A 21,241-nucleotide genomic window follows, 5' to 3' on the forward strand; every position below is an offset into this window, starting at 1 on the left:
GTTTTAACATGTGGAAAAAGTAAACAGCGATTTCAACTATCCACAGTTTGTGAATAACCTGTGGATAGTTGTTCACATCTCTGTTAATCAACTTATCAACAATCAGGTGGACAATGTATATAAATGCTGTTACAACTTTATATACAATACCTTTCTATTCACAGCATAAAATATATAATTTTTTCTATTCTCCTATTCCATTTGCTTATAGGTTAGTTTATTTTTTGCTTAAAAAGTGCCTTTCCATCTTTCGTATACACAGCAATAGAAAGATTGAGAGAGGCTTTTTCTATCATCAATTTTCCCTGAAAGGAGTGAAACCAACTTGGAAAACATCAATGAATTATGGATTGCCACGTTAGAAGTGATCGAAGAAAAAATTAGTAAGCCTAGCTTTGAAACATGGCTGAAAAATACAAAAGCAGATTCTTTAAAAGATGACACGTTAACTGTTTCCGCCCCAAATGAATTTTCAAAGGATTGGTTAGAAAGCAGATATACAGAATTAATTTCTGAAATATTATTTGATATTACTGGTGCAAAACTAACTGTAAAATTTGTGATTCCTGAAGGCCCTGAAACAAATGAAGTCGAAAAGGTCCCTAAAACTGTTCCTAACGTTGAAAATAACCAGGCTAAAGATATGCCAAAAACCATGCTTAACCCTAATTATATTTTTGATACATTTGTTATCGGATCAGGAAATCGTTTTGCCCATGCTGCATCACTTGCAGTTGCAGAAGCACCGGCTAAGGCATACAACCCCCTATTTATTTATGGTGGTGTTGGCCTAGGTAAAACACATCTAATGCATGCGATTGGACATTATGTTCGGGAGCATAACCCTAAGGCAAATGTTGTCTATATAACGTCAGAGAAATTTACCAATGAGTTTATCAACGCAATTATGGACAACAAAACAGCAAACTTCCGAAACAAATATCGTAATGTTGACATTCTATTGATTGATGATATTCAATTTATAGCTGGAAAAGAATCAACTCAAGAAGAATTTTTCCATACTTTTAATGCACTACATGAAGAAAGTAAACAAATCATCATTTCAAGTGATCGTCCACCTAAAGAAATTCCAACACTAGAAGATCGCTTACGTTCTCGTTTTGAGTGGGGATTAATTACAGATATTACGCCACCAGATCTAGAGACAAGAATTGCCATACTAAATAAAAAGGCAAAAGCAGAAGGATTGGATATTCCAAATGAAGCTATGAATTATATTGCGAATCAAATTGATACCAATATCCGTGAACTTGAAGGTGCATTAATTCGTGTAGTAGCCTATTCATCTTTAGTTAATCGAGACATTGATGCATCACTCACTGCTGACGCATTAAAAGACATAATCCCAAGCAGTAAACCAAAAGTCATCACCATCGCTAAAATTCAACAAGTCGTTGGAGAAAAATATGATGTCAAATTAGAAGATTTTGCGGCGAAAAAGCGAACAAAGCAGATTGCCTTCCCTAGACAAATCGCCATGTATTTATCAAGGGAACTAACTGATTTCTCACTGCCTAAAATTGGCGAAGAATTTGGTGGGCGTGATCATACAACTGTCATCCATGCACATGAAAAAATATCAAAAATGCTGGAAAATGATACATTGCTCGATAAGGATATCGAAAATATTAAAGAGCAATTGAAGTCATTTTAATTTATAAACATGTGAACAATGTGGATTGCGTTACAAAATTATCAACAATCTATCCACATGTGTATAACTAGTATCTTCAACTATAGAACTTGGTTATCCACATAATCACACAGCTTATTATTATTATTACTATATTTTTATAAAAAAATAATTATAAATAACTTCCACTAGGAGGATTTATTTCATGAAATTTATCATTCAACGCGAGCAATTAATTGCGAGTGTTCAAGATGTAATGAAAGCAATCTCGTCAAGAACAGCAATACCGATTCTGACAGGAATGAAAATAGATGCACGAAAACACGGAATAACATTAACTGGAAGTGACTCAGATATTTCAATTGAATCTTATATTCCAGCTGAAGAAGATGGAATCGTACATGTTGAAAACATTGAAGAAGGAAGCATTGTATTACAGGCACGTTACTTCCCAGATATTGTTCGTAAATTGCCGGAAAAAACAGTAGAAATTGAAGCTGACGCAAATTTAAAAGTAACCATTCGTTCCGGTAAAGCGGAATTTAATTTGAACGGTCAAGATGCTGAGGAATACCCTCAATTACCAAAGTTACAGACAGAAGATAGTTTTAATCTGCCAACAGATTTACTAAAAAGCTTAATTAAACAGACTGTATTCGCTGTTTCAACGATGGAGACACGGCCAATTCTAACTGGGGTTAGTCTTAAACTGAGTAATAATTTATTAAGTTTCACTGCGACAGATAGTCATCGCCTGGCATCCCGTGATATTCCAGTAAATGGAGCAACAGTTGAATTTTCTAATGTTGTTGTTCCGGGCAAAAGTTTAACAGAATTAAATAAAATATTAGATGACACGGAAGAGCCAGTGGAAATTAGTGTGACAAATAACCAAATTCTATTCAGTACGAAGCATTTATACTTTCTATCACGGTTATTAGACGGAAACTATCCAGAAACGTCACGATTAATTCCAGAACAAAGCAAAACCGTATTATTTGTTAAAACAAAAGATTTGATGCACACAATTGATCGTGCCTCTCTACTTGCCAAAGATGAACGAAATAATGTGGTAAAGCTATCAACAAAAGGTGACAATATTTTGGAAATCACAAGTAATTCTCCAGAGATAGGTAGGGTTGCTGAAGAAATTGCTGTCCAATCCATGGAAGGCGAAGAATTAAAAATCTCATTCAGTGCTAAATATATGTTAGATGCATTGAAGGCAATTGAATATGATGATGTGAAAATAGAATTCACTGGGGCAATGCGCCCATTCATCATCCGTCCAGTAAACGAAGAACCAATCTTGCAGCTCATCCTACCTGTACGAACTTACTAATTCAGTAAAGCCGTTTTCGCTTTGTTTGGAGAAAATCGTAAATAATAATGCAACTAGAGTGCTAATGGTTTAGCACTCTAGTTTTTGTTGCTTCAAGATAAGAGCTTTTGTCTTTTTTAACGTAATTTCCAGGGGCATTAAGGCCGTTTTAAACAATTATAGGGTCCTGCCTTTCCTTAACTGCAAAACTTTAGTAGAATAGATAATAGACATTATTTAATTGATCGCATTAAATTTGCAAAGAGTGTGGTGAGAAAATTGCATGAAAAAGTAGAAATAAAAACCGACTATATTCCATTAGGTCAATTCCTAAAATTGGCAAATATCTTTGAATCAGGTGGCATGATTAAAGCTTTTTTACAAGATCAAGGTGTTCTTGTCAATGGCCAATTAGAAAAACGACGTGGCAGAAAGCTTTATCAAAATGATGTAGTTGAAATTGACACTATCGGTTCCTATATCGTGGTAAAAAACGATTCATGAAGCATGAGCGATAAACACATCAATTTTTATATGGAAAAATGAGGAATTTTCATGCATATTCAGCAATTAACGTTAAAGAATTACCGGAACTATGATCAACAGGACATTAAATTTGATGATAAAATAAATCTCATTATCGGCGAAAATGCCCAGGGAAAGACAAATCTGATGGAGGCTATTTACGTTTTAGCATTTACAAAGTCACATCGAACGCCAAGAGAAAAAGAACTTATCCAGTGGGACAAAGAATATGCTAAAATAGAAGGTAGGATTACGAAACGAAATCAATCCTTTCCACTTGAAATTGTCGTCTCGTCAAAAGGCAAAAAAGCAAAGCTAAATCGTATTGAACAACAACGGTTAAGTGATTATATTGGAGCATTAAATGTCGTAATGTTTGCCCCCGAAGATTTAACCTTAGTAAAGGGCGCACCACAAATTCGCAGACGTTTCATTGATATGGAACTAGGTCAGATCCAGCCCCGCTATGTTTATCATCTTGGACAGTATCAAAAGGTATTAAAGCAACGAAATCATTTATTAAAGCAATTGCAACGAAATGGTACACAGGATCGGACAATGCTTCAAGTATTAACGGAGCAGTTAATTGAACATGCTGCAACACTATTGGAACGACGGTTTGTATTCATGGATCTACTTCGGAAATGGTCAGGTCCAATCCATTATGGCATCAGTCGCGAACTTGAACAGCTAGAAATCAAGTATTGTGCGACAATTGAGGTATCAGAAGAGGCAAATAAGGAGAAAATAGAATCTATATACCTAGATAAATTCCAAGAGATACAAGAAAAAGAGATTGAACGTGGGACAACATTAGTCGGGCCACATCGTGATGATTTGACTTTTTTAGTGAACAACAAGGATGTACAAACATTCGGATCACAAGGGCAACAACGGACAACTGCATTATCAATAAAGTTGGCTGAAATTGAGTTGATTTATAATGAAGTTGGTGAATATCCAGTCCTATTACTTGATGATGTGCTGAGTGAGTTAGATGATTACCGGCAATCTCACTTATTAAATACCATTCAAGGGAAAGTTCAAACCTTCGTATCCACGACCAGTATTGATGGGATCAACCACGATACATTGAGGGAGGCGGAGCTTTTTCGTGTCAAAGGTGGAACAGTAGAAATATAGGGAAACTCGTTTTTAGGGTGGTGACATGAGATGTTTATTCATATTGGGAATGACACAGTTATTCAGTCTAAAGATGTTGTAACAATTATTGATCGCAATGTTATTACATCCTCTTCTATTATGGAAGAAATGATGGATAATGCAAAAAAGAAAAATGTCATTGTTAGTGAGGCCGAACCAGCTGATACGAAATCAGTTGTGATTACAACAAACCAAATCTACTTTAGTACGTTATCAGTTCCGACACTGAAAAAACGTGCAAGTATGATTTCAACAATAAGTAAACTTGATGATTACTCAGAAGAGATTAGTAACGATGAATAAGACAACTTTTTAAGAGGAATGACCCTCTTTATGAAGAAATGTGGGTGAAAGAATGTCAATGGAAGATAAGGTAACGAATGAACAAGCTTATAATGCCGATCAGATTCAAGTACTTGAAGGGTTGGAAGCTGTAAGAAAAAGGCCTGGTATGTATATCGGGTCAACGAGCGCAAGAGGCCTGCACCACCTTGTATGGGAAATTGTCGATAATAGTATTGATGAAGCATTAGCAGGTTATTGTGATCATATTCAAGTGATTATTGAGAAAGACAATAGTATTACGGTAAAAGATAATGGACGGGGGATTCCTGTCGATATTCAAAAGAAAACAGGTAAACCGGCACTTGAAGTTATTATGACAGTACTTCACGCTGGAGGTAAATTCGGTGGTGGCGGATATAAGGTATCTGGTGGTTTGCACGGAGTTGGTGCTTCTGTTGTTAATGCCCTATCAAGTAATTTAGAGGTATACGTTCATCGTGATGGAAAGATATATTTCCTAGGTTTTGAAAAAGGTAAACCAATGGATGAAATTAAAGTAATTGGTGAAACAACAATAACTGGTACTGTTACACATTTTAAACCAGATATAGAGATTTTCACTGAAACAACAGCGTTTGAATTTGAAATACTGCAACAACGAGTACGTGAGTTAGCATTTTTAAATAAAGGGATCAAGATCTCAATTGAAGACAAGCGCACAGATGAGGAGCCGATTAGCTATCATTATGAGGGCGGAATCAGCTCCTATGTAGAATATATTAATCGAACAAAAGAAGTCCTTCATGCACCTTTTTATGCTGAAACTGAGGAACAGCAAATAACAGTAGAAGTTGCAATTCAGTATAATGACGGGTTTGCCAGCAATATTTATTCGTTTGCCAACAATATTCATACCTATGAAGGTGGAACACACGAATCAGGCTTTAAAACAGGTTTGACACGGGTAATCAATGATTATGCGCGGAAAAATAATTTGTTTAAAGAAAATGATCCAAACTTAACTGGCGATGATGTGCGTGAAGGACTGACAGCAATTGTCTCGATTAAACATCCAGACCCACAATTCGAGGGACAAACAAAGACGAAATTAGGAAACAGTGAGGTTCGTACCGTTACAGATGCTGCGTTTAGTGATTCCTTTTCAACATTCTTATTTGAAAATCCTTCTACAGCTAAGATCATCGTGGAAAAGGGATTAATGGCTTCACGAGCACGTATGGCGGCGAAAAAAGCTCGTGAATTAACAAGACGAAAGAGTGCATTGGAAGTTTCCAATCTACCAGGTAAGCTTGCTGATTGTTCATCAAGAGATGCGGAAATTAGTGAATTGTACATTGTTGAGGGGGACTCTGCTGGTGGTTCTGCTAAGCAAGGCCGTGACAGGCACTTTCAGGCAATTCTCCCATTACGAGGTAAAATTTTAAACGTCGAAAAGGCGCGGCTTGATAGAATTTTATCAAATAATGAAGTTCGAATGATGATTACAGCACTTGGAACCGGTATTGGAGAGGACTTTGATATTACAAAAGCGCGTTACCATAAAGTTGTCATCATGACGGATGCTGATGTTGATGGTGCTCATATTAGAACATTATTGTTAACATTTTTCTATCGGTATATGCGCCCATTAATTGAACATGGTTATATTTATATCGCACAACCACCACTTTATAAAGTACAGCAAGGAAAAGCGGCCCATTATGCATATGACGATAAAGAATTAGATCGTATATTGGCAGAGCTTCCAAAAACACCTAAACCAGGATTACAGCGTTATAAAGGTCTAGGTGAAATGAATGCAACACAGCTTTGGGAAACAACGATGGATCCTGAGACGCGTACATTATTACAGGTAGAGCCTTCTGATGCAATTGATGCAGATCAGGTTTTTGATATCTTAATGGGTGACAAGGTAGAACCTAGACGTAATTTTATCCAGGAGAACGCTCAATATGTTAAGAATCTCGATGTTTAAGCGGGAGGCGTACGCTTAGGGCCTAATGAAGTAAAAATGTGGTAAAAGGATTTATAAAGAAGTCAGATGAAAAGCCCAAGTAAATGCGTTTTTCATCATGAACGGAGTGATTAATATATGGCGGATCAACAACGTCCGAACGTTCGAGAAGTGAATTTAAGCCAGGAGATGCGCACATCATTTCTCGACTATGCTATGAGTGTAATTGTGTCACGTGCACTCCCTGATGTACGTGACGGAATGAAACCTGTCCATCGCAGAATATTATATGCGATGAATGATTTAGGTATGCATGCAGATAAGGCATATAAAAAGTCTGCCCGAATTGTTGGTGAAGTAATCGGTAAATATCACCCACATGGTGACTCTGCTGTCTATGAAGCAATGGTAAGAATGGCACAGGATTTCAGTTATCGTTATATGCTTGTTGATGGCCATGGAAACTTTGGTTCAGTTGATGGTGACTCCGCTGCGGCAATGCGTTATACCGAAGCCCGTATGTCAAAAATATCAATGGAATTATTGCGTGACATTAATAAAGATACGATTGATTATCAGGATAACTATGACGGAACAGAGCGGGAACCTGCTGTATTTCCTTCACGATTTCCAAATCTACTTGTTAATGGTGCTTCAGGAATCGCAGTTGGAATGGCAACGAATATTCCACCGCACAATTTGGGTGAAACAATTGATGCTGTTTTAGCAGTAAGTAAAGACCCGGAAATTACAATTGATGAACTAATGGAAAATTATATTCATGGCCCTGATTTCCCAACTGCCGGTCAAATTCTTGGTCGCAGTGGGATTCGTAAAGCTTATGAAACGGGTAAAGGTTCGGTAACCATTCGTGCTAAAGTTGATATTGAAGAACAAGCAAATGGTAAGTCAACCATTATTGCAACTGAATTGCCATATCAGGTAAATAAAGCAAAATTAGTTGAGAAAATTGCGGAGTTAGTCCGTGATAAACGGATTGACGGAATTACTGATTTGCGTGATGAATCCGATCGAAACGGTTTGCGAGTTGTTATTGAACTGCGCCGTGATGTGAATGCGAATGTTGTATTAAATAATTTATACAAGTATACAGCTCTGCAAACGACATTTGGAATTAATATGCTGGCGTTAGTTGACGGTCATCCGAAGGTTTTGACTATAAAGCAATGTTTGCAGCACTATTTAGACCATCAAATCGTAATTATTAAACGTCGTACTGCATTTGAACTAAGAAAAGCAGAAGCACGTGCCCATATTCTCGAAGGTTTACGGATTGCCTTGGATCATCTTGATGAAGTGATCACACTGATTCGCAATTCGAAAACAGCAGATATCGCACGTGACGGTTTAATGGAACGCTTTCAACTGTCTGAAAAACAAGCACAGGCTATACTAGATATGCGTCTTCAGCGCCTAACAGGTTTGGAACGGGACAAAATTGAAAATGAATATAATGAACTTAAAAAATTAATTGATGAATTAAAGGCGATCTTGGCGGATGAAGAAAAAGTATTAGAGATTATTCGAGATGAATTAACAGAGATAAAAGAGCGTTATGGTGATAATCGTCGTACCGAAATTGTTGTTGGCGGTGCTGACTTTTTTGAAGATGAAGACCTAATTCCTGAAGAAAATATTGTCGTCACCTTAACACATAAAGGTTATATTAAACGTTTACCGTCTTCTACGTATCGTACACAAAAACGTGGTGGTCGTGGAATTCAAGGAATGGGAACAAATGAAGACGACTTTGTAGAGCATTTAATATCTACATCAACACATGATACCGTGCTCTTCTTTACCAATAAGGGAAAGGTTTATAAAGCGAAGGGCTATGAAATTCCTGAATTTAGTCGTACAGCAAAAGGAATTCCACTTATTAACCTCTTGCAAGTAGAAAAGGATGAGTGGGTAAACGCGGTTATTACGGTCGAGGAATTTGCTGATGACTGGTATTTCTTCTTTACAACGAAATACGGTATTTCTAAGCGTACAAAGCTATCGCAATTTGCTAATATCCGTAAAGGTGGACTAATTGCCTTAAATTTACGTGATGAGGATGAATTAATTTCTGTTCGGTTAACAGATGGAACGAAGCATATTATGATTGGCACGAAAAACGGCTACCTTATCCGTTTTCCAGAGGACCAAATTCGTTCGATGGGAAGAACTGCTGCAGGTGTAAAAGGTATTTCATTACGTGATGATGATGAAGTTATTTCAATGGAAATTCTAGAGGAAGGCATGAAAATATTAAACGTTACCAATAAAGGATACGGAAAACAAACGCCGGAATCAGAATATCGGATAACGAATCGTGGCGGTAAAGGTATTTTCACCTGTAATTTAACGGAAAAAACCGGACATGTTGTGGCGGTAAAGGCAGTTACAGGCGACGAAGATATCATGCTCATTACAGTTGCCGGTGTATTAATTCGAATCCCGGTTAAAGATATTTCGGAAACAGGGAGAAATACACAAGGTGTTCGATTGATCCGCTTGCAGGAAAATGAAGAAGTTGCTACAGTAGCAAAAATTGAGGAAGACGATGAAGAAGAAACAGATGAAAACCCGGAAGCTCCAATAGATGAAACAGAAGGACAAGAAGTAGAACAAGAGGAACAGGAAGATGAATAACTAGTAAATTAGAAGGTGACTCAGAAGTAAACCGTAAAACCTGGGTCACCTTGTTATATCTAGATAGGGGGAAAAATGCATGCATGTAAATCCATCACAATTAATACCTGGCTGTGTTCTAATTCGTGATGTAATGGGTAAAACCAGTCGACCAATTATACCCAAAAATACCGTATTGACGGAGCAGCATATTACTATCCTACATAAATTTTTAATTGAATCGGTCGATGTTGCTGCTAAACTTGAGGACGGAGAACTTTTTAAACCAACGCACGTACATAAAGAGCAAAAACAAAATACGTCCACAGATAAAGAGATAAATCATACAGCAGAATCCTTTCTTGATCATTATATGCACGTAGTAAAACGTTATAAAAAATTATTTAACAGCTGGCAAAATCATGGCGCAATTAATATGCCCATGGTACGTAAGCTAGTAATTCCATTAATAGAACGCATCAGTGAAATAGGGTCAGATATTTTTAGATTGAATCATTATGTGCAAAAACAAGATTACTTTTATCATCACAGTGTTTCATTAGGGATACTCTCTGCTTATATAGCCCGGAAAATGGGGTATCAAAAAGGAGAATGGCTACAAATTGGTTTAGCTGGTTTTCTATGTGACTGTGGAATGTCCAGGGTCAACCCTAATATTGTCATGAAAGAAGACGATTTATCTTCAGTTGAACTTGATGAAATTAAAAAGCATCCTACTTATTCTTACAGGCTGATTGAACAGAAACCAACCATTACCAATGCCGTTAAACTTGCGGTTGTACAGCATCACGAACGTATGGATGGAAGCGGCTACCCATTAGGTTTATCTAAAGAAAAAATCCACTCATACGCTAGAATAATAGCTGTTTGTGATTTATACCATGCAATGACATGTGAACGGCTTTATCGGGAACGGCAATCACCTTTTAAAGCAATTGAACAGTTGCAAAATGATCAGTTCTCTCAACTTGACCATCAAGTGGTTCAGGCATTTATTAAAAATCTTACTAATTTCTCGACTGGCACTAAAGTTAGGCTTTCTAATCATCATATTGGCGAAATTGTTTTCATTGAAGAGAAAGATCCAACAAGGCCAATAGTGCGGCTGGATGAAACGAATGAAATTATTACATTAAAAAGCGAACCTTCTTTGTATATTGATGAAATTCTTTAAGTGAACGTTATTCATCAGCATCTAACTGTCCGAAAACATGGCGTAGAAAAAGTCGGTGTGAAAGCCGATTTCTTCTACTCATGTGCCAATGCTACTAACTCATTCCCAAGTAACATCGGCATTTTCCAAGCAGTGATAGCTAGAAACTGCTTGATAAATGGATAATCTCGTTCCGCCTTAAGTGCTAACAACTCTCCCCACCATTCTGTTTCATAGCGACTCACCATACTTAAATTGTATAGTAGTAAATAATGGACTAGGACTTCTGGTATCGCCAAAAAGTGTTCTCTATTCTTTGGAAAGTAGACCTTCCCATGCCTCAGTTCTACAAAAAATGGGCCTGTTGTCTGTTCGATTGGTTTTGTGAGTTGTAATTGAATCGTTGATGATCCGACTTTTGTAGTTATTATTGATGGTAGATGGTTGGAAATACGCTTCACAAATGCCTTTTCTGTTAAATGAAAGGTATCTAATAAGGATAGGGGGAAATGAAGTATAGTAGAGTCTATATTACCAATCGCTACTAACTTTTCTTCACCCGACAACAAAAATAAATCATTCATTTCTGGAATTAACGAGAATAAATCCTCCATGTTAATCTTTTCAAATGGAAAATTCCTTATGTTGTATACATGTTGAGCAGCATAAGAAAACAATCCATTGTGCTGAATTTTCACCTCATCGCGGATAAAGGTGTATTGCTTCTTTTTTCGCTTTCTTGTGGAAACTCCGTGTGCCAGGATAGAGGTTGATTCAGGGTAGTTGGGCCGTTTTGTTAATATACATGCTTTCAATAAGTGGGTTGCGCCGTAAAAAAGCAAAATTGGCTGCATTAATTCAGGTGATTTTACACCAGCGGATAAGAACTGTCTTCCATGGTCAAGGTAATACATAAACGCATTACAGTTCTCATAACTTTTTGCCTCTGCATCGACACCGTTTAGTTTTTTATAGCATTGTTGCAAATACTGTCGCGCAGTCTCCTGTGATTGTAAATGAGTGTAGAATAATGTTGTATCATAATTCAGCATAATATACCCCAACTATTAAAAGATTTTGAATCCATTTTCTTTTTTTACAAACTTAATCTTTTGTTGAAAAAGTGTTTTGGATATCGTATTGTAAATAACAATAATAGTTTATCCAGTTGATTAAAAATTTACACTGATATATCCATTAAAGGAGGATGACCATGCGAGAAGATAAATTTTCTAAGGAAGGGTTAACGTTTGATGATGTGTTATTGGTCCCGGCCAAGTCGGAAGTGTTACCTAGAGATGTCAAATTGGAAACCGAGCTGTCACCTAACCTAAAGCTTAAAGCACCAATTATTAGTGCTGGCATGGATACAGTTACAGAGTCTACAATGGCGATCGCAATGGCACGTCAAGGTGGATTAGGAGTTATTCATAAAAATATGTCGATTGAAGCCCAAGCTGAGCAGGTTGATCGCGTCAAACGTTCGGAAAGTGGCGTTATTACAGATCCATTCTTTTTAACCCCAGAACATCAAGTTTATGATGCAGAACATCTGATGGGAAAATTCCGCATTTCTGGTGTACCAGTCGTCAATAATGAAAATGACCGGAAATTAATTGGTATTTTGACGAATCGTGACTTACGCTTTATTCAGGATTATTCAACATTGATCAATGATGTGATGACAAGTGAAAATCTGATAACAGCACCTGTTGGCACAACACTTGAAGAGGCAGAAAAATTGCTGCAAAGCCATAAAATAGAAAAACTACCTTTAATTAATGAAAATGGTGTTTTAAAAGGCCTGATCACAATTAAAGATATTGAAAAAGTAATCGAATTCCCAAACGCTGCAAAAGACAAGCAAGGGAGGTTACTGGTTGGCGCAGCTGTCGGGGTGACAGCAGATGGAATGAAGCGAATTGAAAAACTTGTTGAAGCTGGCGTTGATGTGATTGTTATTGATACGGCACACGGTCATTCAAAAGGGGTATTGGATCAAGTTCGTGCAGTTAGACAAGCTTATCCTGACTTAGATATTATTGCTGGAAATGTGGCTACACCTGAAGCAACAAAGGAATTAATTGAAGCAGGTGCAACAATCGTTAAAGTTGGGATTGGTCCAGGATCAATTTGTACAACAAGGGTCGTTGCTGGTGTCGGTGTACCACAAATCACTGCAGTTAATGATTGTGCGACTGCAGCACAAGATTATGGTGTAGCAGTTATTGCGGATGGTGGTATTAAGTATTCTGGTGATATCGTCAAAGCACTTGCTGCAGGCGCACATGCTGTCATGCTTGGTAGTATGTTTGCTGGTGTTTCTGAAAGCCCAGGAGAAACGGAAATCTTCCAAGGTAGACGTTATAAAGTTTATCGTGGTATGGGTTCTGTCGGTGCGATGAAGGCAGGGTCAAAAGATCGCTATTTTCAGGAATCTGAGGAAACGAAAAAGCTTGTCCCAGAGGGTATCGAAGGTCGGGTAGCATATAAAGGACCACTTGCAGATACCTTCCACCAATTATTAGGTGGATTACGTGCAGGTATGGGATATTGTGGTACCCCAACCATTAACGCTTTGCGAGAAGAAGCACGCTTTATTCGGATCACCAATGCAGGCTTACGCGAAAGCCATCCACACGACGTTCAAATTACGAAAGAAGCACCTAATTATTCAGTATAACTTTAAAAGTAAGTGGGATTGTTAGGTATCTTATACGGACATCTTTTTTAAGGCCCTTTTCGTAAATTTAGTTGCTTTTTAGAAACGCGACACAGTGGAAATTCTCTTTCGTTATGTTTTCTCTGGCTCTAATGATGATAGAGTGCTTGGATTCCGCTCCAGCAGAATACTTCGCTTTCCGCGGGCACGGCTTCAGCCTCCTCGCGGAAAAACCGCCGCTGCGGGGTCTTCAGACACGTGCTGTTCCCGCAGGAGTCTACGTATTCTGCCTACGCTGGTAGTAGTGTTCTAATTATTGAAAGGGGAAAACCATGGAATCTATGTTACACGGATTTTTACTCCCTTGAACAGAAAGCTATTCTAAGCTGCGGGAAAATGCGAGACTCCAATGGGAAAAGGAACAGTCTGAAGACCCCGCAGGAAGTGGTTTTCTTCCGAGGAGGCTGAAGCGTTCCCCATGGAAAGCGAGTATTTTTCCGCAGCGCTGGATTAGCACTCATCTTATATAGGGATGAGAGGAAGTCACACTAAAGTTATGTCGCAGTTTACATCCTTTGTGTCAAAAAACACAATCTATTAGAAAACAGCCTTGATGAAAGTTATCATATATATAATGTAGTAGTGTTTTCCTATATAAGTTTTAAATAGATAGGGACTATTCCCTGTCTATTTTTTTGTCGATTCTTGTGGTAAAATAACAAAGATGCATACTATTTATCGGTGGAGGTAGAGAAAGTTGAAACACAAATTAAAAAGAAAAATGTCACTATTACTGGTCATGCTTGTAGTAATGGCATCGTTAAGTTTACAACCGTTTTCAGTAAATGCTGCAGAAACAGTAGATATTGAAGCTGAATCAACCATTTTAGTTGATGCAGACACAGGTAAAGTTTTATATGAAAAAAATGCAGACTTTGCACTCCCTCCAGCTAGTATGACCAAAATGATGACCGAATACCTAGTATGGGAAGCTATCGAAAAAGGTCAAGTCAGCTGGGACACAACAACACAGATTAGTGACTATCCATACAGTATATCAGCAGACTCTACATTTTCAGGTGTAGGATTAACGCAGGATCAAGATTATACTGTACGTCAGCTTTATGAAGCAATGGCAATTAACTCTGACAATGGTACGACAATCGCTCTTGCGGAACTAGTTGCAGGTTCTGAAGGTGAATTTGTTAAGTTAATGAATAAAAAGGCGGAGGAAATGGGACTTCCTGATTATAAGTTTGTTAATGCAACTGGATTATCAAATTCGGACCTTGGCGAAAATTATCCAGAAGGAACAGAAGCTGATGCTAACAATTTATTATCAGCCAGATCAGCAGCATTACTTGCATATAACCTAATTAAGGATTATCCGGAAGCATTAGAGATTTCCAGTATCCCTGAGGCAAAATTTGAAGATCAAACTATTCGTAATTGGAACTGGATGCTGCCACATGATAAAAAAGCTGCTAGTTCTTTAACACAATTTTATTATGAAGGTGTAGATGGTTTAAAAACCGGATATACCGATGCTGCTGGATATTGTTTTACAGGTACGGCAGAACGTGATGGACAGCGCTTGATTTCTGTTGTTATGAAGACAAAAAGTGATGAAGCTCGTTTTAAAGAGACAGCAAAATTACTTGATTATGGTTTCTCCAATTTCCAAACAAAAGAATTGTTTGCTAAAGGATACCAATTAAAAGACAAAGAGACACTTCCAGTAGCAAAAGGTAAAGAAGATAAGGTAGAGATTGCAACAAATAAGGCAATCAAAGCACCTGTGAAAAAAGGACAGGAAAAGAAATATAACATTACGTATAAAATTGATAAAGATAAATTGAATAAAGATGGTGAACTAAAGGCACCAATTAAAAAAGGCGAGAAAATAGGTACGGCTGAAGTTACATTTGGCGGGGAAAATGATTATGGTTATATTGATGGTGCAAAGTCCAATGATACCGTTGATATTGTAACAACAGAGGATGTTGAAAAAGATAACTGGTTTATGCTTTTGCTAGGAGCAATCGGTAGCTTTTTCAGTAATTTATTCTCAACGATTGTTGATACTGTAAAAGGTTGGTTTTAAGTAGTAAAATGAAATAGTTAGAAAAGTTTTATTACAGGGGGAAACAACATGGGAAATACTGGTACAGATCGAGTGAAACGTGGAATGGCAGAAATGCAAAAAGGCGGCGTTATCATGGATGTTGTTAACGCTGAACAGGCAAAAATTGCAGAACAAGCAGGGGCCGTTGCTGTAATGGCATTAGAACGTGTTCCATCCGACATTCGTGCTGCAGGTGGTGTAGCTCGAATGGCAGACCCGACCATTACGGAAGAAGTATTAAATGCAGTATCCATTCCAGTTATGGCAAAAGCACGTATTGGTCATATTGTTGAAGCACGCGTTTTAGAAGCAATGGGCGTTGATTATATTGATGAGAGTGAAGTTCTAACGCCGGCAGATGAAGTTTTCCATCTGAGAAAGTCAGATTATACGGTGCCATTTGTTTGCGGTTGTCGTAATTTAGGTGAAGCTGCACGTCGTATCGGTGAAGGTGCATCTATGCTTCGGACAAAGGGAGAACCTGGTACAGGAAACATTGTCGAAGCAGTACGTCATATGCGTCAGGTACAATCGGAAATCCGCAAGCTTTCAGCAATGTCTGCAGATGAAGTGATGACATTTGCAAAAGAAATTGGTGCGCCATATGAGCTTTTATTGCAAATTCGTGAAGAAGGCCGTTTGCCAGTTGTGAACTTTGCAGCAGGTGGAATTGCAACACCAAGTGATGCTGCGTTAATGATGGAATTAGGTGCAGATGGTGTGTTTGTAGGTTCTGGTATTTTTAAATCAGACAACCCTGAGAAATTTGCGAAGGCAATTGTTGAAGCAACAACACATTATACAGATTATCAATTAATCGGTGAACTTTCAAAAGGCTTGGGTACTGCCATGAAAGGGATTGAAATGAGTACACTCACAGCTGCAGATCGTATGCAGGATCGCAGCGAGTAGAAAGAGGGAATTGCTATGACCACAATTGGTGTACTTGCATTACAAGGTGCAGTTCGTGAACATATTCGTTCCATAGAGGCGTCTGGGGCAAAAGCAGTTGAAATAAAGCGTAGAGAACAACTAGAGGAAATTGATGGTCTGATTCTTCCCGGTGGAGAAAGCACAACAATGCGCCGATTGATGGATAGCTATGATTTTTTTACTGCTATACAGGAGTTTGGCAGCAGAAAACCGATATTCGGTACATGTGCTGGCATGATTTTAATGGCAAGTGTGATTGATGGACAGGATCAGGCACATCTTGGCTTAATTGGCATGAAGGTTGCCCGAAATGCATTTGGCCGTCAGGTTGCAAGTTTTGAAGCGGAACTTTCGATTGCACATGTTGCTGATGATTTTAATGCTGTGTTTATTCGCGCTCCATATGTACTAGAAGTTGGCCCTGATGTTGAGGTTCTTGCAAGCTATGGAGAAAAAATTGTAGCAGTAAAACAGGGGCATCATGTATGTACTGCCTTTCACCCTGAATTGACCGATGACAATCGATTTATGGAATATTTTGTTGAGATGGTGGAACAATCTAAGAAAAAGCTTGCATCCTAATTGGAAATTAGCTATGATGTTAATTAAATGAACACCCTAAAAAGTATAGATAGGAATTAGTAATAGTAGCTCTTTCTTTAGAGAGTCGATGGTTGGTGTGAATCGATGAAAGAGTACTGTGAATCCACCCTTGAACTGGTTTATTGAAATTAATAGTAGGTAAACCCGGTTAAGTGCCGTTATCACTGTGAGCCGGAAGATGTATGCTTCAATAAGGGTGGCAACGCGGGAATAAACTCTCGTCCCTAGTTATAGGGATGGGAGTTTTTTGTATGTACTGATAAATAGGAGGAAAACAATTATGCTTGATATGAAGTATTTACGTAATAATTTTCAAGAAGTAAAAGAAAAGCTAAATCATCGCGGTGAAGATTTATCAGAACTAGAAAAGTTTGAGGACCTTGATGCAAGACGCCGTAAGTTGATTTCTGAAACAGAACAGTTAAAAGCAAAGCGAAATGAAGTATCTCAGCAGATTTCTGTATTAAAAAAAGAGAAAAAAGATGCTGACTCCGTTATTAAAGAAATGCGTGAGGTTGGCGAACAAATTAAAGCATATGATACAGAACTAAAGGAAATTGAGGAAAAATTAGACTATATTATGCTTTCTATCCCGAATATTCCGCATGAAAGTGTGCCAGTAGGTGAAGATGAAGATGATAATGTGGAGGCGCGCAAATGGGGAGAGCTTCCTGAATTTCGCTTTGAAACAAAACCGCATTGGGATATTGCGACAGATTTAAATATCCTAGATTTTGAGGCAGCTGCAAAAGTTACGGGTAGCCGGTTTGTCTTTTATAAAGGGTTGGGTGCTCGTCTGGAGCGTGCACTTATGAATTTCATGATGGATCTACACGCTGATGAACATGGCTATGAAGAAATGTTACCACCGTATATTGTTAACCGAACAAGCATGACTGGGACAGGACAATTGCCGAAGTTTGAAGAAGATGCCTTTAAACTTGAAGATTGGGATTACTTCTTAGTCCCAACTGCTGAGGTTCCTGTAACCAATTATCACCGTGACGATATTTTAAAAGGCGATGACTTGCCAAGAAAATATGTCGCATTTAGTGCAAGCTTCCGTTCAGAGGCAGGATCTGCAGGAAGAGATACAAGAGGACTAATCAGACAGCATCAATTTAATAAAGTGGAGCTTGTTCATTTTGTGAAACCTGAGGACTCGTATGAAACATTAGAAACGTTAACAGGTCACGCGGAAAAAGTATTGCAATTACTAAATTTGCCATACCGTGTCATGAGCATGTGTACAGGTGATCTAGGATTCACTGCGGCGAAAAAGTATGATATTGAAGTATGGATTCCAAGCCAGGATACGTACCGTGAAATATCTTCTTGTTCAAACTTTGAAGATTTCCAAGCGAGACGTGCAGGAATTCGCTTCCGCCGTGAGGAAAAGGGTAAACCGGAATTCGTTCATACACTAAATGGATCTGGTTTAGCACTTGGTCGAACGGTTGCAGCTATTTTAGAAAATTATCAGCAAGAGGATGGCTCTGTTGTTGTGCCAGAAGTATTACGACCTTATATGGGTGGAAAAGACGTTATTAGCTAACCCAAATAAAAATCCCAGGCTTACTAATAGCCTGGGATTTAACATTAAAACCCACGTGAGCTTAATCCCTTTCGCATGACGCCACTGCGTGCAAACATCATTAGTGTAATCGCCACTATTCCTTCCGCTACTGGTAATGCAAGCCAAACCCCAGTAGTTCCGAACCAAAGTGGTAGAATTAATAGCATTCCTATTAACAGAATAAATCCACGGAAGACGGTAATACCGACAGAAGGACGGACATAACCGATTGATTGATAATAGGTCATGTAGATGAAATTTGTCCCCATGAATAGATAACCAAGGAAAAACAATTTGATTCCTTTGGCGGCAAGTTCAGCAATTTCTGGGGATGCAACACCAAAAATCGACACAAGGAAGTCAGCTCCAAAATAACCAATGCCTAAAAATAATATACCAAGCGAAAGTCCTGATATTTCGGCAGTTTTCACGGTTTCTTTAATGGAATTAAATTGTTTGGCACCATAATAGAAGCTAATCATTGGTTGAATGGATTGACCAATGCCGATAAATGCTAAAAACATAAATGTATGCAAATAATTAATAACGGAAAAGGCAGCAAGTCCAGTTGTACCGGCATAATAGGCTATTGCAATATTGTATCCCATTACAAAAATACCTGTCCCTGCTTCAGACAAAAAACTAGGGAGACCAATCGAGCAAATTCGCTTTACATCTTTTACTTTCCATTTTGCTTTAACAAATACCAAACCGGAATCTTTTTTAAAGAAATGAAACAAATAAATGATAAGACCTGCAAAAGTTGCAATCACCGTTGCCAACGCTGCGCCCGTTACCTCCAAATTAAGGATAAAGATCATCCAATAATCTAGCAAAATATTGAGTAGTGCAGAAACAACTAAACCAATCATGGCCAGTTGTGGGTCACCGTCATTTCGTACAAAAATACTGAAAAAATTTTCCCAGGCTAGAATTAATGAAAAAATCAACAATATTCTCATGTAATCAACCGTATAAGGAAGCGTTTCTTTATTTGCTCCAAATAATTTAGCAAGACCATCCATATTCAAATAACTGATCAAGCAGATAATTATCGTTACAAGTGTTAGAAAGGCAAATGAAATAGTAAATAGTCCTTGTGCATGTTTTTTATTCCCCTCTCCCATTGCCATTGAGTACAGTGTCCCGCCACCTACTCCAATAAGCAAAGAAATGGAAATGATAATAGAAAAGACGGGTACCGCAATATTCACACTGGCTAAAGCAACAGGGCCAACCCCATTTCCAACAAATATACCATCCACGACAACATTCACAGACATCAGCATCATACCAAGTAGTGTCGGAATAAAGTATTGAAAAAAACTTTTGGTTGCAGATTGTGTCGCTAAACGCTGGTTTAAAGTGCTCATATCGGTTCACCTCTGAGAATACAAATTACCATCTATTTTAATCTCCCCGTTATGGATAGTCCATTAAACTGAATCAAAATTACACTGCCTGACCGGATCGATATATTTCGACATTCTTTTTGTACATACGCTATTATGATATACTAATTTCCAACAAAAATAAGTTTACAAGGAGCTATATAATGAAAGCAGTTGCAGTTAATAACCCTGGTGGCGCAGAACAATTACAATTTGAGGAATTTCCGAAACCAACAATAGGTAGTGGGGAACTGTTAATTCAAGTAAAAGCATTTGCAGTTAATCGTACTGATATCATGACGCGTGAAGGTAAATCTGGATATATGCAAAATCCAATTTTAGGTATTGAGATTGCTGGAGAAGTGGTAGAGGCTGCAGAGGGAACAGATATAGAAACTGGAACTCGAGTGATGGGCCTGGTAAATGGCGGGGGTTATGCAGAATATACTATTATGCCGGCTGATCGAGTAATACAGATTCCGGAAAGTTTATCGTTTGAAGAGGCGGCAGCGATCCCAGAGGTATTTCTCACCGCATATCAAACATTATTTTGGTTGGGTAATCTAACGGATCAAGATACGGTTCTAATCCATGCAGGTGGAAGTGGGGTTGGTACAGCGGCTATCCAATTAACCAAGCAAATGACAAACGCAAAAATTATTACAACGGCAGGCTCACAAGAAAAATTAGGTTTTTGTCAGTCGCTTGGCGCAGATGTTGGAATTAACTATAAAGAACAGAACTTTGCGGAGGAAGTTTTAAAAACCACCGATCAAGAAGGGGTAAACGTCATACTCGACTTCATTGGTGCTTCCTATTGGGAGAAAAACTTACGAAGCATTGCAATCGATGGACGCTGGGTGCTGATTGGTGTACTTGGTGGAACAGAGGTTGAAAAAGTAGATTTAATGTCAATTCTTGCAAAGCGAATCCATCTGAAAGGGACATTATTAACGCCAAGAAGTGATGCCTATAAAAAAGCTTTGACAGAGGAATTTATTCAAAAGGCAATCCCCCTATTCAATCAGAAAAAGCTGAAGCCAATTGTTGACCATACCTTTGCATTCAAAGACATTCAAGAAGCACATCGATATATGGAAGCAAATAAAAATATTGGTAAGATAGTCATTTCTGTTAACTAATCATTGTTACAATACCACCTTTTGAAATTTTTAAAAAATGCATTGACAAAGCTTCATAACGGTAGTATTGTATT

The 21,241-nt window shown here is 38.1% G+C and carries 16 protein-coding genes and 1 other annotated feature; of the genes, 14 read left to right on the plus strand and 2 right to left on the minus strand.

What is annotated here, in order from left to right:
* Positions 1-325: 325 nt before the first annotated feature.
* The 8 genes from dnaA (at position 326) to ACW2QC_RS15535 (ending at position 10,756) form a co-directional block, all read left to right on the plus strand.
* Positions 326-1,675, plus strand: a complete 1,350-nt coding sequence (dnaA, locus tag ACW2QC_RS15500) for a chromosomal replication initiator protein DnaA (protein WP_457544852.1) — start codon at positions 326-328, stop codon at positions 1,673-1,675.
* A gap of 184 nt (positions 1,676-1,859) precedes the next feature.
* On the plus strand, positions 1,860-2,996 hold the full coding sequence (dnaN, locus tag ACW2QC_RS15505; protein ID WP_457544853.1) for a DNA polymerase III subunit beta: 1,137 nt from the start codon (positions 1,860-1,862) through the stop codon (positions 2,994-2,996).
* A 258-nt stretch (positions 2,997-3,254) separates the two neighbouring features.
* Positions 3,255-3,479: a S4 domain-containing protein YaaA gene (yaaA, locus tag ACW2QC_RS15510; RefSeq protein ID WP_457544854.1), complete on the plus strand. Its 225-nt coding sequence runs from the start codon at positions 3,255-3,257 to the stop codon at positions 3,477-3,479.
* 51 nt (positions 3,480-3,530) lie between these two features.
* Positions 3,531-4,643, plus strand: coding sequence for a DNA replication/repair protein RecF (gene recF, locus ACW2QC_RS15515; protein WP_457544855.1), 1,113 nt, complete (start codon positions 3,531-3,533; stop codon positions 4,641-4,643).
* A 30-nt stretch (positions 4,644-4,673) separates the two neighbouring features.
* Positions 4,674-4,967, plus strand: coding sequence for an extracellular matrix regulator RemB (remB, locus tag ACW2QC_RS15520; protein ID WP_457544856.1), 294 nt, complete (start codon positions 4,674-4,676; stop codon positions 4,965-4,967).
* A 52-nt stretch (positions 4,968-5,019) separates the two neighbouring features.
* The gene (gyrB, locus tag ACW2QC_RS15525; RefSeq protein WP_457544857.1) at positions 5,020-6,945 is read left to right on the plus strand and encodes a DNA topoisomerase (ATP-hydrolyzing) subunit B; all 1,926 of its coding nucleotides are present in this window, start codon (positions 5,020-5,022) and stop codon (positions 6,943-6,945) included.
* A gap of 117 nt (positions 6,946-7,062) precedes the next feature.
* Positions 7,063-9,582, plus strand: a complete 2,520-nt coding sequence (gene gyrA, locus ACW2QC_RS15530) for a DNA gyrase subunit A (protein ID WP_457544858.1) — start codon at positions 7,063-7,065, stop codon at positions 9,580-9,582.
* 79 nt (positions 9,583-9,661) lie between these two features.
* The gene (locus tag ACW2QC_RS15535) at positions 9,662-10,756 is read left to right on the plus strand and encodes an HD-GYP domain-containing protein (protein WP_457544859.1); all 1,095 of its coding nucleotides are present in this window, start codon (positions 9,662-9,664) and stop codon (positions 10,754-10,756) included.
* A 74-nt stretch (positions 10,757-10,830) separates the two neighbouring features.
* Here ACW2QC_RS15535 and ACW2QC_RS15540 read toward each other — a convergent pair whose 3' ends face one another.
* Positions 10,831-11,787 (minus strand): YaaC family protein, encoded by a 957-nt coding sequence (locus ACW2QC_RS15540; protein WP_457544860.1) that lies wholly within the window; start codon positions 11,785-11,787, stop codon positions 10,831-10,833.
* Between the two features lie 161 nt (positions 11,788-11,948).
* On the opposite strand from ACW2QC_RS15540, the gene guaB reads away from it, so the two are divergent.
* From guaB to serS, 5 genes are all read left to right on the plus strand, one after another.
* Positions 11,949-13,418 carry an IMP dehydrogenase gene (gene guaB / locus ACW2QC_RS15545; RefSeq protein WP_457544861.1) on the plus strand — a complete coding sequence of 490 codons (1,470 nt, stop codon included), beginning with the start codon at positions 11,949-11,951 and terminating at the stop codon, positions 13,416-13,418.
* A 736-nt stretch (positions 13,419-14,154) separates the two neighbouring features.
* On the plus strand, positions 14,155-15,501 hold the full coding sequence (locus tag ACW2QC_RS15550) for a serine hydrolase (RefSeq protein WP_457544862.1): 1,347 nt from the start codon (positions 14,155-14,157) through the stop codon (positions 15,499-15,501).
* Between the two features lie 48 nt (positions 15,502-15,549).
* Entirely contained in the window at positions 15,550-16,434 is an 885-nt protein-coding gene (gene pdxS / locus ACW2QC_RS15555) for a pyridoxal 5'-phosphate synthase lyase subunit PdxS (protein WP_457544863.1), read from the plus strand.
* Positions 16,435-16,449: 15 nt separating this feature from the next.
* A complete protein-coding gene (gene pdxT, locus ACW2QC_RS15560; RefSeq protein WP_457544864.1) occupies positions 16,450-17,037 on the plus strand; it encodes a pyridoxal 5'-phosphate synthase glutaminase subunit PdxT in 588 nt (195 codons plus the stop codon).
* A gap of 37 nt (positions 17,038-17,074) precedes the next feature.
* Positions 17,075-17,287 (plus strand) — a binding site (T-box leader).
* 51 nt (positions 17,288-17,338) lie between these two features.
* Positions 17,339-18,613, plus strand: coding sequence for a serine--tRNA ligase (serS, locus tag ACW2QC_RS15565; RefSeq protein ID WP_457544865.1), 1,275 nt, complete (start codon positions 17,339-17,341; stop codon positions 18,611-18,613).
* A gap of 44 nt (positions 18,614-18,657) precedes the next feature.
* Here the strand turns inward: serS and ACW2QC_RS15570 are convergent, their stop codons facing one another.
* Positions 18,658-20,007, minus strand: a complete 1,350-nt coding sequence (locus tag ACW2QC_RS15570) for an MATE family efflux transporter (RefSeq protein ID WP_457544866.1) — start codon at positions 20,005-20,007, stop codon at positions 18,658-18,660.
* Between the two features lie 182 nt (positions 20,008-20,189).
* Between ACW2QC_RS15570 and ACW2QC_RS15575 the strand changes: the two genes are divergently transcribed.
* Positions 20,190-21,167 carry an NAD(P)H-quinone oxidoreductase gene (locus ACW2QC_RS15575; protein WP_457544867.1) on the plus strand — a complete coding sequence of 326 codons (978 nt, stop codon included), beginning with the start codon at positions 20,190-20,192 and terminating at the stop codon, positions 21,165-21,167.
* Positions 21,168-21,241 lie beyond the last annotated feature (74 nt).

The sequence above is a fragment of the Virgibacillus sp. FSP13 genome (genome assembly GCF_054048505.1).